This is a genomic window from Halomonas sp. (assembly GCF_034520545.1).
Classification (GTDB): domain Bacteria; phylum Pseudomonadota; class Gammaproteobacteria; order Pseudomonadales; family Halomonadaceae; genus Halomonas.
Genome location: NZ_JAXHNN010000002.1, coordinates 149,761 through 165,516 on the forward strand (window position 1 = coordinate 149,761; position 15,756 = coordinate 165,516).

The 15,756-nt window shown below is 65.0% G+C and carries 15 protein-coding genes and 1 pseudogene; 7 read left to right on the forward strand and 9 right to left on the reverse strand.

Features of this window, described 5'->3' with window-relative positions:
- The first annotated feature begins 3 nt into the window (after positions 1–3).
- Positions 4–843 carry a zinc-dependent peptidase gene (locus tag U5L98_RS00725; protein ID WP_322556436.1) on the forward strand — a complete coding sequence of 280 codons (840 nt, stop codon included), beginning with the start codon at positions 4–6 and terminating at the stop codon, positions 841–843.
- 27 nt (positions 844–870) lie between these two features.
- Positions 871–1,878, forward strand: a complete 1,008-nt coding sequence (gene ltaE, locus U5L98_RS00730; protein WP_322556437.1) for a low-specificity L-threonine aldolase — start codon at positions 871–873, stop codon at positions 1,876–1,878.
- An 81-nt stretch (positions 1,879–1,959) separates the two neighbouring features.
- Here the strand turns inward: ltaE and U5L98_RS00735 are convergent, their stop codons facing one another.
- From U5L98_RS00735 to U5L98_RS00755, 5 genes are all read right to left on the reverse strand, one after another.
- Positions 1,960–2,625 carry a nucleotidyltransferase family protein gene (locus U5L98_RS00735; RefSeq protein WP_322556438.1) on the reverse strand — a complete coding sequence of 222 codons (666 nt, stop codon included), beginning with the start codon at positions 2,623–2,625 and terminating at the stop codon, positions 1,960–1,962.
- The gene (locus U5L98_RS00740; protein ID WP_322556439.1) at positions 2,612–3,592 is read right to left on the reverse strand and encodes an XdhC family protein; all 981 of its coding nucleotides are present in this window, start codon (positions 3,590–3,592) and stop codon (positions 2,612–2,614) included. The genes U5L98_RS00735 and U5L98_RS00740 overlap by 14 nt, the downstream gene beginning before the upstream one ends.
- A 2-nt stretch (positions 3,593–3,594) precedes the next feature.
- Positions 3,595–5,928 (reverse strand): xanthine dehydrogenase family protein molybdopterin-binding subunit, encoded by a 2,334-nt coding sequence (locus U5L98_RS00745; RefSeq protein ID WP_322556440.1) that lies wholly within the window; start codon positions 5,926–5,928, stop codon positions 3,595–3,597.
- A complete protein-coding gene (locus U5L98_RS00750) occupies positions 5,925–6,389 on the reverse strand; it encodes a (2Fe-2S)-binding protein (RefSeq protein WP_322556441.1) in 465 nt (154 codons plus the stop codon). Before U5L98_RS00750 ends, U5L98_RS00745 begins: the two co-directional genes overlap by 4 nt.
- A 247-nt stretch (positions 6,390–6,636) precedes the next feature.
- Complete coding sequence (locus U5L98_RS00755; RefSeq protein WP_322556442.1) at positions 6,637–7,971, reverse strand: glycosyltransferase; 1,335 nt, start codon at positions 7,969–7,971, stop codon at positions 6,637–6,639.
- A 174-nt stretch (positions 7,972–8,145) separates the two neighbouring features.
- Here U5L98_RS00755 and U5L98_RS00760 point away from each other — a divergent pair, with 174 nt between their 5' ends.
- Positions 8,146–9,219, forward strand: coding sequence for a tartrate dehydrogenase (locus U5L98_RS00760; RefSeq protein ID WP_322556443.1), 1,074 nt, complete (start codon positions 8,146–8,148; stop codon positions 9,217–9,219).
- Between the two features lie 53 nt (positions 9,220–9,272).
- Positions 9,273–9,887 carry a DNA polymerase ligase N-terminal domain-containing protein gene (locus tag U5L98_RS00765; RefSeq protein ID WP_322556444.1) on the forward strand — a complete coding sequence of 205 codons (615 nt, stop codon included), beginning with the start codon at positions 9,273–9,275 and terminating at the stop codon, positions 9,885–9,887.
- A 4-nt stretch (positions 9,888–9,891) separates the two neighbouring features.
- On the opposite strand, the gene U5L98_RS00770 is transcribed toward U5L98_RS00765, so the two are convergent.
- The 3 genes and pseudogenes from U5L98_RS00770 to U5L98_RS00780 all read right to left on the reverse strand — a co-directional run.
- Positions 9,892–11,247 carry an erythromycin esterase family protein gene (locus U5L98_RS00770; RefSeq protein ID WP_322556445.1) on the reverse strand — a complete coding sequence of 452 codons (1,356 nt, stop codon included), beginning with the start codon at positions 11,245–11,247 and terminating at the stop codon, positions 9,892–9,894.
- A gap of 109 nt (positions 11,248–11,356) precedes the next feature.
- Complete coding sequence (locus tag U5L98_RS00775) at positions 11,357–11,839, reverse strand: hypothetical protein (protein ID WP_322556446.1); 483 nt, start codon at positions 11,837–11,839, stop codon at positions 11,357–11,359.
- Positions 11,840–12,068: 229 nt separating this feature from the next.
- Positions 12,069–12,353, reverse strand: a pseudogene (locus tag U5L98_RS00780) (NAD(P)H-dependent oxidoreductase); the annotation flags it as partial.
- Here U5L98_RS00780 and U5L98_RS00785 point away from each other — a divergent pair.
- The 3 genes from U5L98_RS00785 (at position 12,352) to U5L98_RS00795 (ending at position 14,520) form a co-directional block, all read left to right on the forward strand.
- On the forward strand, positions 12,352–12,516 hold the full coding sequence (locus U5L98_RS00785; RefSeq protein ID WP_416208155.1) for a hypothetical protein: 165 nt from the start codon (positions 12,352–12,354) through the stop codon (positions 12,514–12,516). The pseudogene U5L98_RS00780 and the gene U5L98_RS00785 sit on opposite strands and share 2 nt — an antisense overlap.
- 277 nt (positions 12,517–12,793) lie before the next feature.
- On the forward strand, positions 12,794–14,161 hold the full coding sequence (locus tag U5L98_RS00790; RefSeq protein WP_322556447.1) for an FAD/NAD(P)-binding oxidoreductase: 1,368 nt from the start codon (positions 12,794–12,796) through the stop codon (positions 14,159–14,161).
- 11 nt (positions 14,162–14,172) lie between these two features.
- Positions 14,173–14,520, forward strand: a complete 348-nt coding sequence (locus tag U5L98_RS00795; protein ID WP_322556448.1) for a hypothetical protein — start codon at positions 14,173–14,175, stop codon at positions 14,518–14,520.
- 179 nt (positions 14,521–14,699) lie between these two features.
- Here the strand turns inward: U5L98_RS00795 and U5L98_RS00800 are convergent, their stop codons facing one another.
- The gene (locus U5L98_RS00800) at positions 14,700–15,635 is read right to left on the reverse strand and encodes a class I SAM-dependent methyltransferase (protein ID WP_322556449.1); all 936 of its coding nucleotides are present in this window, start codon (positions 15,633–15,635) and stop codon (positions 14,700–14,702) included.
- Positions 15,636–15,756: the final 121 nt, after the last annotated feature.

The window sequence follows — 15,756 nt, forward strand, 5'->3', positions numbered from 1 at the left end:
GCAATGCTGGACCGCCTGCGCCGCTGGCAAGCGGAGCGCTTCGAGACCCGTCACCCGCTGCCTGAAGCGGAGTGGCGGGAGGCTCGCAACCGCCTGCCCCTGCTCGCCGCTCTAACCGACACCGAAGCAGAGCGCCTGGGCTGGCGAGCGTGGCGCTTGCTGCACACCAAGCGCGTCAGCCTGCATCCGGAGCTCGCCGAGAACACACCCTTCGACCCATCCGCCCGGCTTGCCCTGGCGGCCCAGGCCTGCCTGCTGACCCTGGGCTGGGAGGAAGAGGAACATCGTGACGCCTTCGCCAACGTCCACGAAATCCTCATCCTGCCGGAAGCCTTCCAGCGACGGGTGGCGGATATGGACGAGGCCGGCGTGGTCCATGAATATGTCGACGAGCGGGCGGGCGAGACGTCTTCCCAGGGCCCGGTGGTGGTCTCCTTTCCCGACCTGATGGAGAGTGGCGACTTCACCGGTTTCAACGTACTGATCCACGAGCTGGCCCACAAGCTCGACCTGGGCAATTCCCTGGACGTGGACGGCTTTCCGCCTTTGCCCCGGGAGATCGACGCGAAGGAGTGGTACCGGGTCTTCATGGGCGTCTGGGAAGACCTCCAGTCCCGCCTGACCCGCGGCGAACCGACCCCCATCGACGACTACGCGGCAACCCACCCCGGCGAATGCTTCGCGGTCTGCTGCGAGCATTTCTTTACCGCCCCGGACGTGCTCGAGCACGCCTACCCCGAACTCTACGCGCTGCTCGGCCGCTATTTTCGTCAGAATCCGCAGGCCCGACTGCCGACCCCCGGCAGCACTCGCCCGACGCCGGCACCCCCGGAACGCCACTGACCCCGAACCCAGCCAGAGGAAGCGCCGATGATCGACTTGCGCAGCGACACCGTCACCCGCCCCGGCACCGCCATGCGCGACGCCATGCATGCCGCCCCGGTGGGCGACGACGTCTGGGGCGACGACCCCAGCGTGGCGAGCTTCGAGAATGCCGTCGCCGAGCGCGCCGGCAAGACCGCTGCCCTGCTCTTCCCCAGCGGCACCCAGAGCAATCTGGCCGCCCTGCTCGCCCACTGCCAGCGCGGCGACGAATACATCGCCGGCCAGAAGGCCCATACCTACAAGTACGAGGGCGGGGGCGCCGCCGTGCTGGGCGGCATTCAACCCCAGCCAGTGGAGAATGCCGCGGACGGCTCGCTGCCATTGGAGCTTATTCGCACCGTCATCAAGCCGGTCGATTTCCACTTCGCTCGTACCCGGCTGCTGGCGCTCGAGAATACCATCGGCGGCAAGGTCCTGGATGCCGACTACACGAAGGCGGCCACTGATCTGGCCCGGGAGCATGGCTTGGCCACCCATCTGGATGGCGCCCGCCTGTTCAACGCCAGCGTGGCCACGGATACGCCCCTAGCAACGCTGTGCGAGCCCTTCGACACCATATCGCTGTGCTTTTCCAAGGGTCTCGGTGCACCGATCGGCTCGACCCTGGTGGGCTCACAGACGCTGATCGATTCGGCACGACGCTGGCGCAAGGTGCTCGGCGGCGGAATGCGCCAGTCCGGCATCATCGCTGCCGCTTGCCACTTTGCCTTGAATCATCAGGTGGCGGATCTCGCCGACGACCACCGCCGAGCTGCCCGTCTGGCCGAGGGGATCAGTGCGCTGCCGGAGCTGAACGTCGAGCATCAGGCCACCAACATGGTGTTTCTACGGGTCCCGGAACACCACCTGGCTCCGCTGCGCGCCTGGATGGCCGAACGCGATATCCTCATCAAGGTGCTCTACGCCACCCGGCTCGTGGTCCACCGTGACCTGAACGACGAGGCCATCGAAAGTGTGCTTGAGGCGCTACGCGACTATTTCGCTAGCCGCTGATAACGCACTCGACATACTGCCGATGCCCTGGCGCCCAGGACTGCCCCGAGACACCTCCGTGAATGGTCATGGTGCGACGGCTCACTCGCCCTCTGACAAACTCACTCTCCGCGGGACAAGCCCTTGCGGCCAGTCGATATCATCGGGCGTGTCCACATCCCGATGGATACCGGGGTCCTCGACATGGATCAGACGAAGGCAAGAGGCATGCCGGCGCACCACCTCGCGAGCTCCCCGGTCGCCCCGGAGGGCAGCAAGCTCGACCCACAGCGCCCGGCCGAACAGCACCGGATGGCCACGCCGCCCCCGGTAGACCGGACAGAGGATCGTATCCCGGCTCGCCGCCCGGCTCAGCGTGGCCAACGTGGCCGGGGCGATGTCCGGCATGTCACCCAGCAGCACGGCAACCGTCTCAAAGCCGGGCATTTCGTCCAGCAACACGGCGGTGGCATCGGCCAGGCTGCTGCCCAGCCCCTGGTCGGCGTGCGGGGCGCGTATCAAGCCCGTGTCGGATGAGAGGCCCAGCGCGCCGGGGTTGTCGTCCTCGCGCAGCACCACATAGCAGTCGTCGAAGGCCGCGGCGGCCCGTTCAACGGCAGCCGCCAGCAGGGTGCCACCTTCGCCCAGGCGCGCCAGGCGCTTGTCGGCGGCACCGAAGCGACGGGAGCACCCGGCCGCCATGACCAGGGCCACGACACGAACGGGAAGAGCCTCGCTGCCGGAGATCGCTGCCTCAGAGGGCTTCACGAGAGCGACCCCGCTGCACGCGGATGATATCGGCCATCACCGACAGGGCGATCTCTGCCGGGGTCTTGCTGCCCAACGCGAGGCCGATCGGCATATGAATCCGTGCCAGTTCCTGCTCCCCTAGGCCGCCCGAGCGGCGAAGTCGCTCGGCACGCGTCGCCGAGGTCCGGCGCGATCCCATCACGCCAATGTAGAAGGCCGGTGTGCGCACCGCCTCGATCATCGCCAGGTCGTCGATGCGCGGATCGTGAGTCAGCGCCACAACCGCGGTAGCGGCATGGCAAGCGCCCGAGGCAATGAAGGTCGAGGGCAGCACCGACTGCACCTCGACACCCTCGACACAGAATCCCGCCCGCATCTCTTCGCGGGGATCGCAGACGATCACCTCGAAGCCCAGGCTTCGGGCGAATTCGGCACAGGCGTCCGCCACCGGCGAAATGCCGGCAAGGATCAGCCGAGCCGCGGGACCGATGCGCAGGTTCACCTTGCCTGCCGCGGGATCCTGCTCGACCCGGGGCCCCAGGCCGCCATCCTCGGCGAAATGCACACGGCCACTGGCCAGGTCGACCCGGCGGACCAGCGGCCGCTGACCGAGCAATGTCGCCTGGATCACTTCCAGATGAGTGAGGGTGGCGCCATCGGGTTCCAGGGGCTCGATCAGCACATCGAGGATGCCGCCACAGGGCAGGCGAATGCGCGGCCCACCCGGAGCCTCGGGGTCGCAGTAGCGCAGGATCTGCAGCCCTGTGTCGAACTCGCCGTCACGCAAGCGGGCGAGAAAGTCCTCCTCGACGCAGCCCCCCGAAAGCGACCCGACATGCCGGCCGTCGCCTCTCGCCACCAGCAGGGAACCCGGTTCCCGCGGCGAGGAACCGAAGGTGGCAAGTACCGTGCAGAACCATATCTGCCGACCCTCGCGCAGCCAGGCCAGCGCCTGGTCGACCACCTGAAGGTCGAGATGGCGCATGCTCAGCTCGCCAGTTGATCACCGACCGGCAGGCGCCGGATGCGCTTGCCGGTGGCGGCGAAGATGGCGTTGCACAGGGCCGGCGCCACCGGCGGCAGTCCCGGCTCGCCCACCCCGCCCATGGCGTCGTTCGGGTTGTCGATCAGGTGGACACGGACGACCTTGGGCGCATCCGGCATGCGTGGCATCAGGTACGTATCGAAGTTGCTCTGCTGGGCTACGCCGTCCTCGAAGGTCACCTGACTTTTCAAGGCGATACCGATACCCATCACGCAGGCGCCCTCCATCTGTGACCGGATTCGCTCCGGATTCGCCTGGGGCCCGCAGTCGAAGGCGATGTCCGCCCGGTGGATGGTCAGCTCGCCCTCATCGTCCACTTCCACGTCAAAGACAATGGCGGTGTAGGAGACAAAGCTGTGGTGGAAGGCCAGGCCCAGGCCACGCCCTTTACCGGTCTCGCGCCCCCAGCCAGCCTCCTGGGTGGCGCGTTCGATGACTCGGCGCATGCGGGCCACATCGATCGGATACAGCTCGGGGTCCTCGCCGTAATTCCAGCCGTCACCCACGGTCAGGTTATGAACCTCCCGGTCCGGCCCCAGCAGGTCGATAACATAGTCCCGGTGATCCTTGCCGGCCGCCACCGCCATCTCGTGAGCAAAGCTCTGGATCGCCCAGGCATGGGGCAGGTTGTAGACCGAGCGGAACCAGCCGATGCGCACATGGGCGGGTGCCGGCGGGTTCTCCAGTCGGATGGCAGGAATGCTGAATGGCATGGTATTGAAGCCCATGCCCAGCTCGAACTCCCCCTTGTGCTTGGGATCAGGAGCAAACAGGGAGGCGATGCTGGGAGACAGGGTCCGGTGGCGCCAGCTGGTTGCCTTGCCATCGGCGTCGAGGCCCGCTTCCAGATGATCGACCGAAACCGCATGGAAGTAGGCGTGCTGGATATCGTCTTCCCGGGACCACTGCAGCTTGATGGGCTGTCCCTCGAATTCCCTGGCCACATGGGCCGCCTCGATCACGAAATCCGGTTTCGATTTGCGACCGAAGCCGCCGCCGAGCAGGGTCTGATGAACGGTGACGTCTTCAAGGTCCAACTCCAGAAGTCCCGCGATGCCCTCGCGGGTCGCCTTGGGGTTCTGCACCGGCGCCCAGGCTTCTGCCTTGCCGCCTTTGATCACCACCACCGCCACTGGCGGTTCCATCGGGGCCTGTGCCATGTGGGGCATGTAGTAGGTCGCCGACACCCGCTTCTCGGCATCTTGCAGGGCGGCCTCGACATCTCCGGTCTGCCGGATAACCTTGCCGGGGGATTGCGCCGCCTTCTCCAGAGCTTCCCGGTAAGCATCGGAGGTGTAGTCGGCATTGTCCCCGGCCGGGGCCATATCCCACTCGATCTTGAGGGCCCTGCGGCCTTCCATGGCGGCCCAGGTATTGGACGCCACCACGGCAACGCCACCCAGTGGGCTGAATGCCGCAGGCTGGCCCGTGCCTTCGATGCGGACCACCCTGGTTACGCCGGTGACGTTCAGCGCATCGCTGTCATCGACGCTTTTCACCTTGGCGCCGTAGACAGGCGGCCGGGCAACGACCGCGTAGAGGGTGTCCTCCAGATCCACATCCGCGCCGAATACTGCCTTGCCGGTGACAATGTCCTCACCGTCAATGGCCTTGGGATAGGCCGATTTCAATTCACCATTGATCAGGCCGGATTCCTTGCCGATGAAGCGCAATTCGCTGTCGGATTTGAGAACCAGATCATTGCGGCCGGGAACATCCAACTCCCTCGCCGCCTTGGCGAGCTCACCGAAGCCCAGCTCCCGACCGGTGGCGGTATGCACCACCTTGTGGACGTCGGCCCGCACCTCATGGACGGGAACATCCCACTGGTCGGCCGCGGCCTGCTCGAGCATCAACCTGGCGGCAGCAGCAGCCCGGCGCATGGGGTCATACCAGTGGCGCATGCTGCGGGAGCCGTCGGTATTCTGGTTACCGTACTTGTCCTGGTCGGCATCCGCCTGCTCGGCCCGCACCCGGTCCCAGTCTGCGCCCAGTTCATCGGCCGCCACCATCACCAGGCTAGTGCGGATCCCCTGACCCATTTCGGCCCGATTGTTGACAATGGTAACCAGGCCGTCGGAATCGATGTGGATGAACACATTCGGGTTATCCACCCAGCCACCCGGCATGGCACCGGCGCCGAACTGAGCCTGTTCATTGGCCAGCCCCAGATCCCAGCGGGCTGCCAGCAATAACGCGGAGCCCCCGGCCAACCCTTTCAGAACACCGCGACGGCTGACATTGGCGAGCAATAGCGTATCGTTTAAGCGGCTCATGAGCTGGCCTCCTTGTCCGCGGCCCGTTCAATGGCCGCCAGGATGCGATTGTAGGTACCACACCGACACAGGTTGCCGGCCATGGCGTCGACAATGTCCTGGGTCTCGGGCTCCGGCGTTCTCTTGAGCAGTGCCGTGGCGTTCATGATCTGGCCGCCCTGACAATAACCGCACTGGGCAACCCCGAGATCGAGCCAGGCCTTCTGCACTCGCTGACCCACGGCATCGTCGGCCATGGCCTCGATGGTGGTCACCTGGCGGCCCTGAACGGCGGAGACCGGCGTCACACAGGAACGCGTCGCCTCGCCGTCCAGGTGCACGGTACAGGCACCGCACTCGGCGATGCCGCAGCCGAACTTGGTGCCCTTCAGGCCTGCCACGTCACGCAGCGCCCAGAGCAGCGGCATGTTATCCGGCACATCGAGCTCATGCTCGCTGCCGTTGATCGTCAGGGTGACCATGGTGTCTCTCCTCGATGATGGGGATCGGCGAAAAACGAACGCCATGGCTCGACCTTAACCGCTTACAGGCATTTAGCAATCAACGAACCGCGTGCAGGAAGGACTACACGAATTGGCGGGGGAAGAGCAGCAAGGTATCCAGCAGCAGAGCGATGCTGAGCAAAGTGACGGCGTTGACGGTGGCCCGGTCGACGCTGAGTTCGACGCACAAGGCACCGCCGGGCCTTCTGCCGAAACTACGACGAAGCTACTCCCTCGGCACCTCGCTTTCGTCCTCTTCCCGGTGGCCGGGCCACCAGGCGGGTCGCTCCTTCTCCCACTCCTCCTGCACCAGATGGCGCAACAGGCGACCACGATAGCAGAGCATCTGCCACTCGGCCCCCAGACGGTAGCGTACCCGCTCCCAGCCTCCCTCATCGGCATGGGTGAAGGGGCCGCCCCGGGCAATCGCGCGGCGATAGACTGCCAGGCATCGCTCGGCACAGCGTGCCTCGTCATAGTCCGCGGCCGTCGCGAGAGCGGCCTCGGACATCGGCAAGCGGACATCGGGGTCCGTAAGGGCAACCAGTGACTCGGCCATGGCATCGACGTCATCCTCGGCAAGCAGTCGACCGTTGCGGCCATCGACCACCACTTCGCGCACCCCGGGTGCATCGATGGCCACCACGGGCAGGCCTGTCGCCATGGCCTCGGCCACCACCATCCCCTGAGTCTCGCTGTGGGAGGCGAAGGCGAAGACATCCATGGCGTGGTAGACATCGATCAGCGCCTGGCCCTGCAGGCGGCCGGTGAAGTGCAGGCGTCCCGCCACGCCCCGGGCCTCGGCCAGTGCCTGGATGTCGCGGCGGGCCTCGCCCTCTCCCACCACCAGGAAGTGCGCCCGGGGCTCGCCCACCAGCGCCTCGGCCACCGCCTCGGCCAGGAACGCCAGGTTCTTCTCCAGCGCCAGGCGCCCCAGGTGGCCGATCACGTAGGCGTCCCCCGGGATGCCAAGCCGGTCGCGCCAGCGTTTCCCGTCACCGCTGATGAACCGCGCGGTATCCACGCCGCTCGGCACCACGCTGATGCGGGGATTGGCCTCGCGCCGAAGCAGCAGACCAAGAATGCTCTCGCTGGGCGCGATCACTTCATCGCACAGCCAGGTGTACTGGGTGGCAAGGGCCATCGCGAAGCGCTGCATGCGCGGCGAGTCGCCAGGCACGTAGTGGGTATAGTGCTCGTAGAGGGTGTGATGGGTGAAGACGAGGGGCAGGCCGTAGGTCTCCGCCGCCCGGGCGGCCGTATCGCCGAGCAGGAAGGGGTGGTGGGCATGGACGATATCGGGATCGAAGGACTCGATCGCTTCCTGAAGCTGGCCAGGAATCGGCACCGGCAGCGAGAAGTCGCTGCCGTTGAAGTGCTGCACCGCGACCACCCGCACCACGTCGTGTTCCTCCCGCGGCTGTCCCTCCAGGCGCGGCGCCACCACCAGCACCCGGTGGCCGGCGGCCAGCAGCTGGCGCTTGAGCCGCTGCACAGATTCGCTTACCCCGCCGACGATGGGCAGATAGGTATTGGTGAACATCAGCACATTCACTGGCACAAGGCTCCTCGACTCACGGTGGCAACATTCTGCCGGGAAGGCACGCCGCTGGCCATCTCTCGTTCCAGCAGGGATGAAATGAAGTGAATGGTACCCGGATCACCTTTCCTCCGTGCGGGGCTAGAATGGCAGGCACAACCCATGTATCTCCCATGCACCCTCAGGAGGCGTTCCATGTCCCATCGTATCGCCGTCATTCCCGGTGACGGCATCGGCAAGGAAGTGATGCCCGAGGGGCTTCGCTCCCTCGAGGCCGCCGCAGCACGCTTCGGCATCGACCTGAATCTCGAGCACTTCGACTTCGCCAGCTGCGACTACTATCTCGAACACGGCCAGATGCTGCCCGACGACTGGTTCGAGCAGCTCAAGGACGCCGACGCCATCTTCTACGGCGCCGTGGGCTGGCCGGAGACGGTTCCCGACCACGTTTCCCTGTGGGGCTCGCTGCTTCAGTTCCGCCGCCGCTTCGATCAGTACGTCAACCTGCGCCCTTGCAAGCTGTTGCCGGGCATAAGGAGTCCACTGGCCGACCGAAAGCCGGGCGACATCGACTTCTACGTGGTGCGCGAGAATACCGAGGGCGAGTACTCCAGTGTCGGCGGCAAGATGTTCGAGGGCACCGACCGCGAGGTGGTGATCCAGGAGACGGTGATGACCCGCACCGGGGTCGACCGGGTGCTGAGATATGCCTATGAGCTCGCCCAGAGCCGCCCGCGGAAGAAGCTCACCTCTGCCACCAAGTCCAACGGCATCGCCATCACCATGCCCTGGTGGGACGAACGGGTGGAGGCGATGTCGGGGAGCTACCCCGAGGTGAGTATCGACAAGTTCCATATCGACATTCTAACCGCCAACTTCGTCATGCACCCGGACTGGTTCGACGTGGTGGTGGCCAGCAACCTGTTCGGCGACATCCTCTCCGACCTGGGGCCGGCCTGCACCGGCACCATCGGCGTGGCTCCCTCCGCCAACATCAATCCCGAGGGCTCCTTCCCCAGCCTGTTCGAACCGGTTCACGGCAGCGCCCCGGACATCTTCGGCAAGGGCATCGCCAACCCCATCGGGCAGATCTGGTCCGCCGCCATGATGCTGGAGCACCTCGGCCACCCGGAAGCCGGCCAGGCCATCGTCGATGCCTTCGAGGCGGTGCTCGCCGAGGGTAACAAGGCAGTGCTGACACCGGATGTTGGAGGCCAGGGCACCACCGAATCACTGGGCCGTGCCATCGCCAAGCGAATCACCGGCTGACGATGCCGAAGCCCGTCACGGCAACAGAGGGTTAAAATTGAAGGGGAAGCATCGTGAGCGATAACGACAAGGGCCTGGCGCCCTACCTCAGCAAGCGCGATTTTCGCAAGTCACCCGAGCCGCAAGGCAAGGGTTCCCATGGCGGGCGGGAGCACGACAATCCCCTCTTCGTCATCCAGCATCACGACGCCTCTTCCGAGCACTACGATTTTCGTCTCGAGATCGACGGTACCCTGACATCCTGGGCGGTACCCAAGGGACCATCCACCGACCCTGCCGAAAAACGCCTGGCGGTAAGGGTGGAGGATCACCCCCTCGACTATGCGGATTTCGAGGGGGTGATCCCGCCGAACCGGTACGGGGCAGGCACCGTACTGGTCTGGGATGCCGGACTCTATCGCAACCTGAGAAACGAAGAGGATGGAAATTCCCTGTCCATGAAGGAGTCGCTGGAGAAGGGCCAGATCAAGGTCTGGCTGGAGGGCAGGAAGCTACGCGGTGGCTATGCGTTGATCCACAGCAGAATGGGGGGCGGAGAGAAGAACTGGCTGCTGATCAAGATGGACGACGAGGGCGCCGATGCCCGGCGAAAGCCGACCCGCACAGAACCCGAAAGCGTGATCAGTGGCCGCACCCTCGACCAGATCGCCGATCAGGAAGCCCCCTGATTTTTCACAGTCCGCTGGGATAGGTTTCCGGCGGTTCCCTCTCCGGCGCCGGGGCATTCGCCAGGGGTTCGAGGGCATGGGTCTCGTCGAGGTGCAGCACCATGTCGTACTGCCTCGGCAGCCTGCTGTAAAAATAGTGGCTCTGACGTTCGGTCTCCGGGCGATAGATCACCCCGATGGCCCGATGCAGGCGCGGCTCGTCGAGCAGTTCGGTGGCCGCATTGCGCTGCCTCAGGTCCAGCAGGAAGCGTTCGTGTTGGACTGACTGGAACAACGCCTCGTAGCTACCGTCGAGGGGCGAACGAACGCGCTTGCGCTGGCCCGGTTCGTCCCAGTTCGTGGCAGCCGTGACCTCCCCCGTGGCGGTGGTGAAGCCGATCAAAAGGCTACTCTCGGGATATTTCTCCCGGGCAAGTTGGCCGATGTTGAACTCTCCCCGGCGTCCCATGTCGGTGTCCGCGGCATTGCCGATATGGGAGTTGTGGGCCCAGACAACGATCCCCTCCGGCTTCCCGGACTGGTGGCGAAGGTGTGACTGCAGGGCCTCAAGAGTCTCGAACATGTGGCCATCGCGCAGGTTCCAGGAGCTGACCCGGCCACTGAACATCAGGCGGTAGTACTCCTCGGCGTTTAGCACCACCTTGGCGTTCTGCTCGATGAAGAAATGCTGCTCTTCCGAGAGGGCGTCCGAGGCGCTCAACCGCGGCAGGATCTCGTGCTGCAGGTCGAGTAGCTGCTCGATGATCGCCTGCTCGCAGGAAGAAGTCAGGCCGAACTCTACCGACTGGCCGTAGCGATGGGGTTCTTCGAGAAAATTGTCGAGACATGCATAGCGCTGGCGCGCCCGCTTGGCAGCAGAGGGATCATGTCTCTCGAGGTAGTCAATCACCGCGTGGGCCGAATTGGCGAGGCTGTAGAGGTCGATCCCGTAGAACCCCACCGGCCGGCTACCCTGCTTCGAGCCTCTGGTCTCGTGATTGAAGTCGGCCAGCCAGCGGATGAAGTCACGCACCTCGGTATTGGCCCACATCCACAGGGGGAATCGCTGGAATGCGGCCAGGGCATCCTCGGCCGTACCGCCGTTGGAGAGATTCCAGACATAGCGGTTGATCGCGAAGGCATCGGGCCAGTCGGCCTCCACCGCCACCGCCGCGAAACCGGCCTCCTCTATCAGTCGACGGGTGATCTCGGCGCGGATGCGATAGAACTCACGGGTCCCATGTGAGGCCTCTCCGATCATGACAAAAGTCTTGCCGCGTGCCGCCTCGACGATGGTGTCGTAGTCATCTGCGATGCCATGCAGGGGCAGGGCAGCTTCCCCGATCGCCTTGACGGTTCGCTTGTCGACATCGCTGTTCATGCTCGATCCTCCTGGGTTCCTTCATCCTCTCTTTTTCGTACTCTTCAAGCCTGCGCGGCTGGGTCTCGATGGCACGGAGTACGCACTGACGCCCAAGCCGGTGACAAGCCTAACCCAGAGACTCCTGAACCTCTTCGAGGACCCGATAGGCGTTGTCCTTCTGCAGGACGAATTTCCTGAGGATGACACAGAGTTCGTGGGTACTGCAGGAATCCAGCATCAGGCGATAGAACTGCCAAGAGTTGCAGGCCGCAACCAACACTTGAGCCAGGGTCAACCGCGCGATGTCGTCGTCCACCACGAAGAAATGCTGGCGACGCAGTTCCGCCTGCAATTCCGGGCTGATACTGCGGTTCCTGAGTTTCTCGCCCAGACCCAGATCCTCGGCCGACGCCACCAGGCTTTCGAGCCGCTCTTCACACTCGATGCCGAGGGCAACCATCAGCCGACTGATGGAAGGGTGGTTGGGCAGGAAGCATAGGGCGAACCCACGGTAACGGTGCATCTCCTCTATCTCGTGATCCCAGACCAGGAAGAATTCCTCTTCCGGTAGACAGCAGCGGATCGGGCTTTGAAACAACCTATTCGACATTGTTGTGCACCCCCGTGTTGTCGAGCCTCGTGCGCTCCACCTGTGAAGTAGCCATTAGACGCCCACGCAGGACATTGATTCAGGTTGGGCGAAGATCAAGAATCGCAAAACTGGGCATTCATTGATCAGGATCAACTCCAGCACGCCTCTGCGATAGCCGTGGGTCCGTTTCAGGCGTTCAGCGTATTCACCTGCAGGCTAAGGAAGCCGGTGTGGTTGAAAGGGGGCATGATGAGGTGAAGACGCTGGCCACCTTGCCACGCAGCTTGCCATTCGCCCCTAGGCCGCCGGTCTGATCGAGGAAGGTACGCATCTGGGCGGACATGTTGCCGAAGCGGGTCGGGCTGCCGAAAAGGACGGCATCATAATCGGCCAGTTCGTCGGGGCTCGCCTCGGTGGTATCGAAGGACTGACCACCGGCCTTGGCAAAGGCATCTGCATGCATGGTCTCGGGCACGCGCTTGAGAGTGACCTCAACGCCTTCAACACTTAACGCCTTCAACACCGCCGCCATGATGCTCGAGCACCTGGGCCACCCGGCGGCCGGCCAGGCCATCGTCGATGCCTTTGAGGCGGTGCTCGCCGAGGGTGACAAGGCGGTGCTGACGCCGGATGTCGGCGGCCAGGGCACCACCGAGGCCCTGGGCCGTGCCATCGCCGAGCGCATCGCCGGCTGACCGAGCCCACCGTCATGATGCACGACGGCCACCGCCCCAGCGGTGGCCGTCGTCGTTCCTGCGCCCGGCATCCCCCGAGAACGGCGCTCGATCATCTCCTCGTCGGGCCCCTCCTCCCGGCCGGTGATCATCGCATGCTGGAAAGAGGTCGGAATCCTGACTTGCGTCAAGCTACCGCATGCCAAGGGAGGATGTACAAGAGGATTAAGTCTAGATTATAAACTTATAGCCAAAAGGATTTAGCAAGGCTGCCACCCCCTTGTGCAGGAGTCCTGACATGACACGCCCCCTCGAATCCCCCCGCCTGGACCGTCGCCAGCTGCTCAAGCTAGGGCTTGGTGCCGGCGCGGCCGGCCTGGTGCCCCTGGTCGGCCTCAAGGCCAGCACCGTCTCGACGCGTGCCCGTATCGTCATCCTCGGCGGCGGTGCCGCCGGCATGGCCATGGCCAATCGCCTGGCCATGCGCCTCTCCGGCGCTCGTATTACCGTGGTGGAACCCCGCGAGACCCACCACTACCAGCCGGGCTGGACCCTGGTCGCCTCCGGCGTCTGGCAGCCCGACAGGACCCTGCGACCCAATGCCGACTTCATGCCCCGCGGCATCGACTGGATCCGCCAGCCCGCCGTCGGCGTCGATGCCGAGCAGCGCCGGGTCTCCCTGGCCGACGGCAGTATCGCCGAGTACGACTACCTGGTGGTCGCCACCGGGCTGCAGCTCAACTATCACCTGATCGGCAGCCACGGCATCGGCAGCGTCTATGCCAGCCTCGAGGGCGCTACCCGCACCCGCAACGCCATCGACGAGTGGCTCGCCAAGGGCGGCGGCAAGGGGCTGTTCACTGCAGCACCCACGCCGGTGAAGTGCGCCGGCGCACCGCTCAAGATGACCTTCACCACCCTGTCACGCATCAAGGACGCCGGTCGACGCGATGCCTTCGAGCTCGAGTACCTGACGCCCGGCACGGCCATGTTCAGCCAGCCCTGGATCAATGACTTCCTCAAGCGTCGTTTCGACGACGAAGGAATCCAGCGTCGGCACTACTATCGCCTCTCCGCCATCGACCCGGGCGCCCGTCAGGCGCAGTTCACCTTCGTCGGTCCCGCCAGCGAATTCACCTCGCACCATGAGCTCCGCCAGGAAGAGTTCGGTCGCGAGGGCGAGATGACCGAAGTGATCGACTACGACTTCATCCACGTGGTGCCACCGATGAGCGCCCCGGACTTCATCCGGGAAAGCGACCTGATCGCCCGTGTGGGTCCCTTCCGCGGCGAATGGCTGGACACCGACATTCATACCCTGCAGCACAATCACTATCCGGAGGTCTTCGGTATCGGCGACGTGATCGGCGCACCGATCAACAAGACAGCGGCCAGCGTCAAGGCCCAGGCACCGGTAGTAGAGGCCAACCTGATCGCCCATCTGCAGGGCCAGGCGCTGCCCGCACGCCACAACGGCTACACCTCCTGCCCGCTGATCACCGATATCGGCAAGGCCATGCTGGTGGAGTTCGGCTACGACAACGACATGGCTTTCCTGCCCTCCTTCTCCTTCATCGACCCGAAGGAGGAGTCCTGGGCGGCCTGGGTGCTCAAGGACTACCTGCTGCAGCCCGCCTACTACGCCATGCTCGAAGGCCGCGTTTAAGGAGAAGCACCATGCAATTCTCGCTTGCCGGCATCCTTGCGGTGCTGTCCCACGCCATTCCGCCCTTCCTGCCGCTGATCCTGGCGATCCTGGCGTTGCTGGTGGTTGCCCAGCTGGTGAGCCGCCTGCGCGGCTACCGATTCGCCGACTACCACTGCCTGCCGGCCGCCATCGTCGCCCTGCTGGCGGGGCTCTCGACCCTTTGGTGGCTGCCAATGCTGACCGCCTCGCGCCTCGCCTTCGTGGCCACGGCCACCGACTGGGCGGCGCTGGTGGCGGCGGCACTCGGCGTTGCCTTGATCACCTGGCTGGTGCTGCATCCGCTCAGCTACCTGGTCCGCGGTCCGAATCGGGATTAGGATGCGCTGACATGACAAGACCCCTGGCGCCTGCCTGTAGGGAGGGCGCCAGGGGTCTTGCCTGCAGCAGGGTGTCGCGAAACAGGATCAGGCACTCAGCTTGGCGGGGATGCGTGCCACGTGCTCGGCCCTGGAAACGGGCAATCTTGAGCTCCCGGTTGGCGGCCTGTCGGGCCGCATCACGCCCTGCGCCACACCCCCTCGAGAATCCGGACCCGGTCCGCAGCCAGGTTGTCACGCAGATTGCGCCCCATCTCCGCAAAGACGTCGCCGAAGATCAGCGCCGGCCCGGGGAGCGCGGGCCCCCGCGCTTCTCCTTCGCCTTCTCGACGGCTGTGCTTGCGCCGCCAGGCAAGCGCTGACTCGCTGATGTCCTGCACGGCCACGGGGGCAAAACCGCCCTGCGACAGCAGGGCTTCCAGAGATTGACGAGAGCGCAGGTGACTGGTCTCGACGCTGCGTGCCCAGGGGACTGGCAGGACGAGAGGCTCTGGGCTGTCCCCGGCCACCACCTCGTGCAGCAGCAGCGTGCCGCCCGGCACCAGAAGCCGGTGCCATTCGGCGAGGACCGCGGCGATGTCCGGCATGTTCATCAGCACATGCTGGCACCATATTCCATCGAAGGCGCCGTCCGGCAGCGGCATCTGTGCCGCGTCGGCGCACAGGAAGCGCGTGCGGTCGTCGAGACCGGTCGCGCGACTCAGCCACTCGGCGACCTCGACGAAGGCGGCGGTGATATCCACACCGGTGACCTCACAGCCGAACTCCGCGGCCATCAGCCGACTAGCCCCGCCTGTGCCGCACCCGACGTCCAGCACCCGAGCGCCCGGCGCAAGATGGCCCAGGGCCGCTAGGGAGCGGCTGGCACTGCGTCCCCCCAGATGCAACTGGTCGATGCCGGCGATCTCGTCGAGGGCAAGGTGGTCCGGATCGCGACCCGCGTCGCGGAAGGCCGCCCGCAGCCGCATCGTAAGGCTTTGCTCGCCTAACTCGACAGGCGCGTCGTAGTGGGCATCGAGGTGACGGGCATGGTCGGGCATGATGCTCTCCTGGCTGGTACACGGCGTCGGCAGTCTAGCCGCACAGGGCGATGTTCCCCATCGTGCAAAGGTCACATCAGCTGGTGAAATCCGGATAGCCCGCCGCTGATCGAGATTTTCACTCCGGACCCCGCCATTTTCATCTGACCGACCCTCGTCCTTGAGTTCCCCGGCGACGAACGGGATGGTGTCACCA

Coding starts and splice junctions, on each gene's coding strand:
- U5L98_RS00725 (WP_322556436.1), top strand. CDS start 4: ATGCTGGACCGCCTGCGCCGCTGGCAAGCGGAGCGCTTCGAGACCCGT.
- ltaE (WP_322556437.1), top strand. CDS start 871: ATGATCGACTTGCGCAGCGACACCGTCACCCGCCCCGGCACCGCCATG.
- U5L98_RS00740 (WP_322556439.1), bottom strand. CDS start 3,592: ATGCGCCATCTCGACCTTCAGGTGGTCGACCAGGCGCTGGCCTGGCTG.
- U5L98_RS00745 (WP_322556440.1), bottom strand. CDS start 5,928: ATGAGCCGCTTAAACGATACGCTATTGCTCGCCAATGTCAGCCGTCGC.
- U5L98_RS00750 (WP_322556441.1), bottom strand. CDS start 6,389: ATGGTCACCCTGACGATCAACGGCAGCGAGCATGAGCTCGATGTGCCG.
- U5L98_RS00760 (WP_322556443.1), top strand. CDS start 8,146: ATGTCCCATCGTATCGCCGTCATTCCCGGTGACGGCATCGGCAAGGAA.
- U5L98_RS00770 (WP_322556445.1), bottom strand. CDS start 11,247: ATGAACAGCGATGTCGACAAGCGAACCGTCAAGGCGATCGGGGAAGCT.
- U5L98_RS00775 (WP_322556446.1), bottom strand. CDS start 11,839: ATGTCGAATAGGTTGTTTCAAAGCCCGATCCGCTGCTGTCTACCGGAA.
- U5L98_RS00785 (WP_416208155.1), top strand. CDS start 12,352: ATGATGCTCGAGCACCTGGGCCACCCGGCGGCCGGCCAGGCCATCGTC.
- U5L98_RS00790 (WP_322556447.1), top strand. CDS start 12,794: ATGACACGCCCCCTCGAATCCCCCCGCCTGGACCGTCGCCAGCTGCTC.
- U5L98_RS00795 (WP_322556448.1), top strand. CDS start 14,173: ATGCAATTCTCGCTTGCCGGCATCCTTGCGGTGCTGTCCCACGCCATT.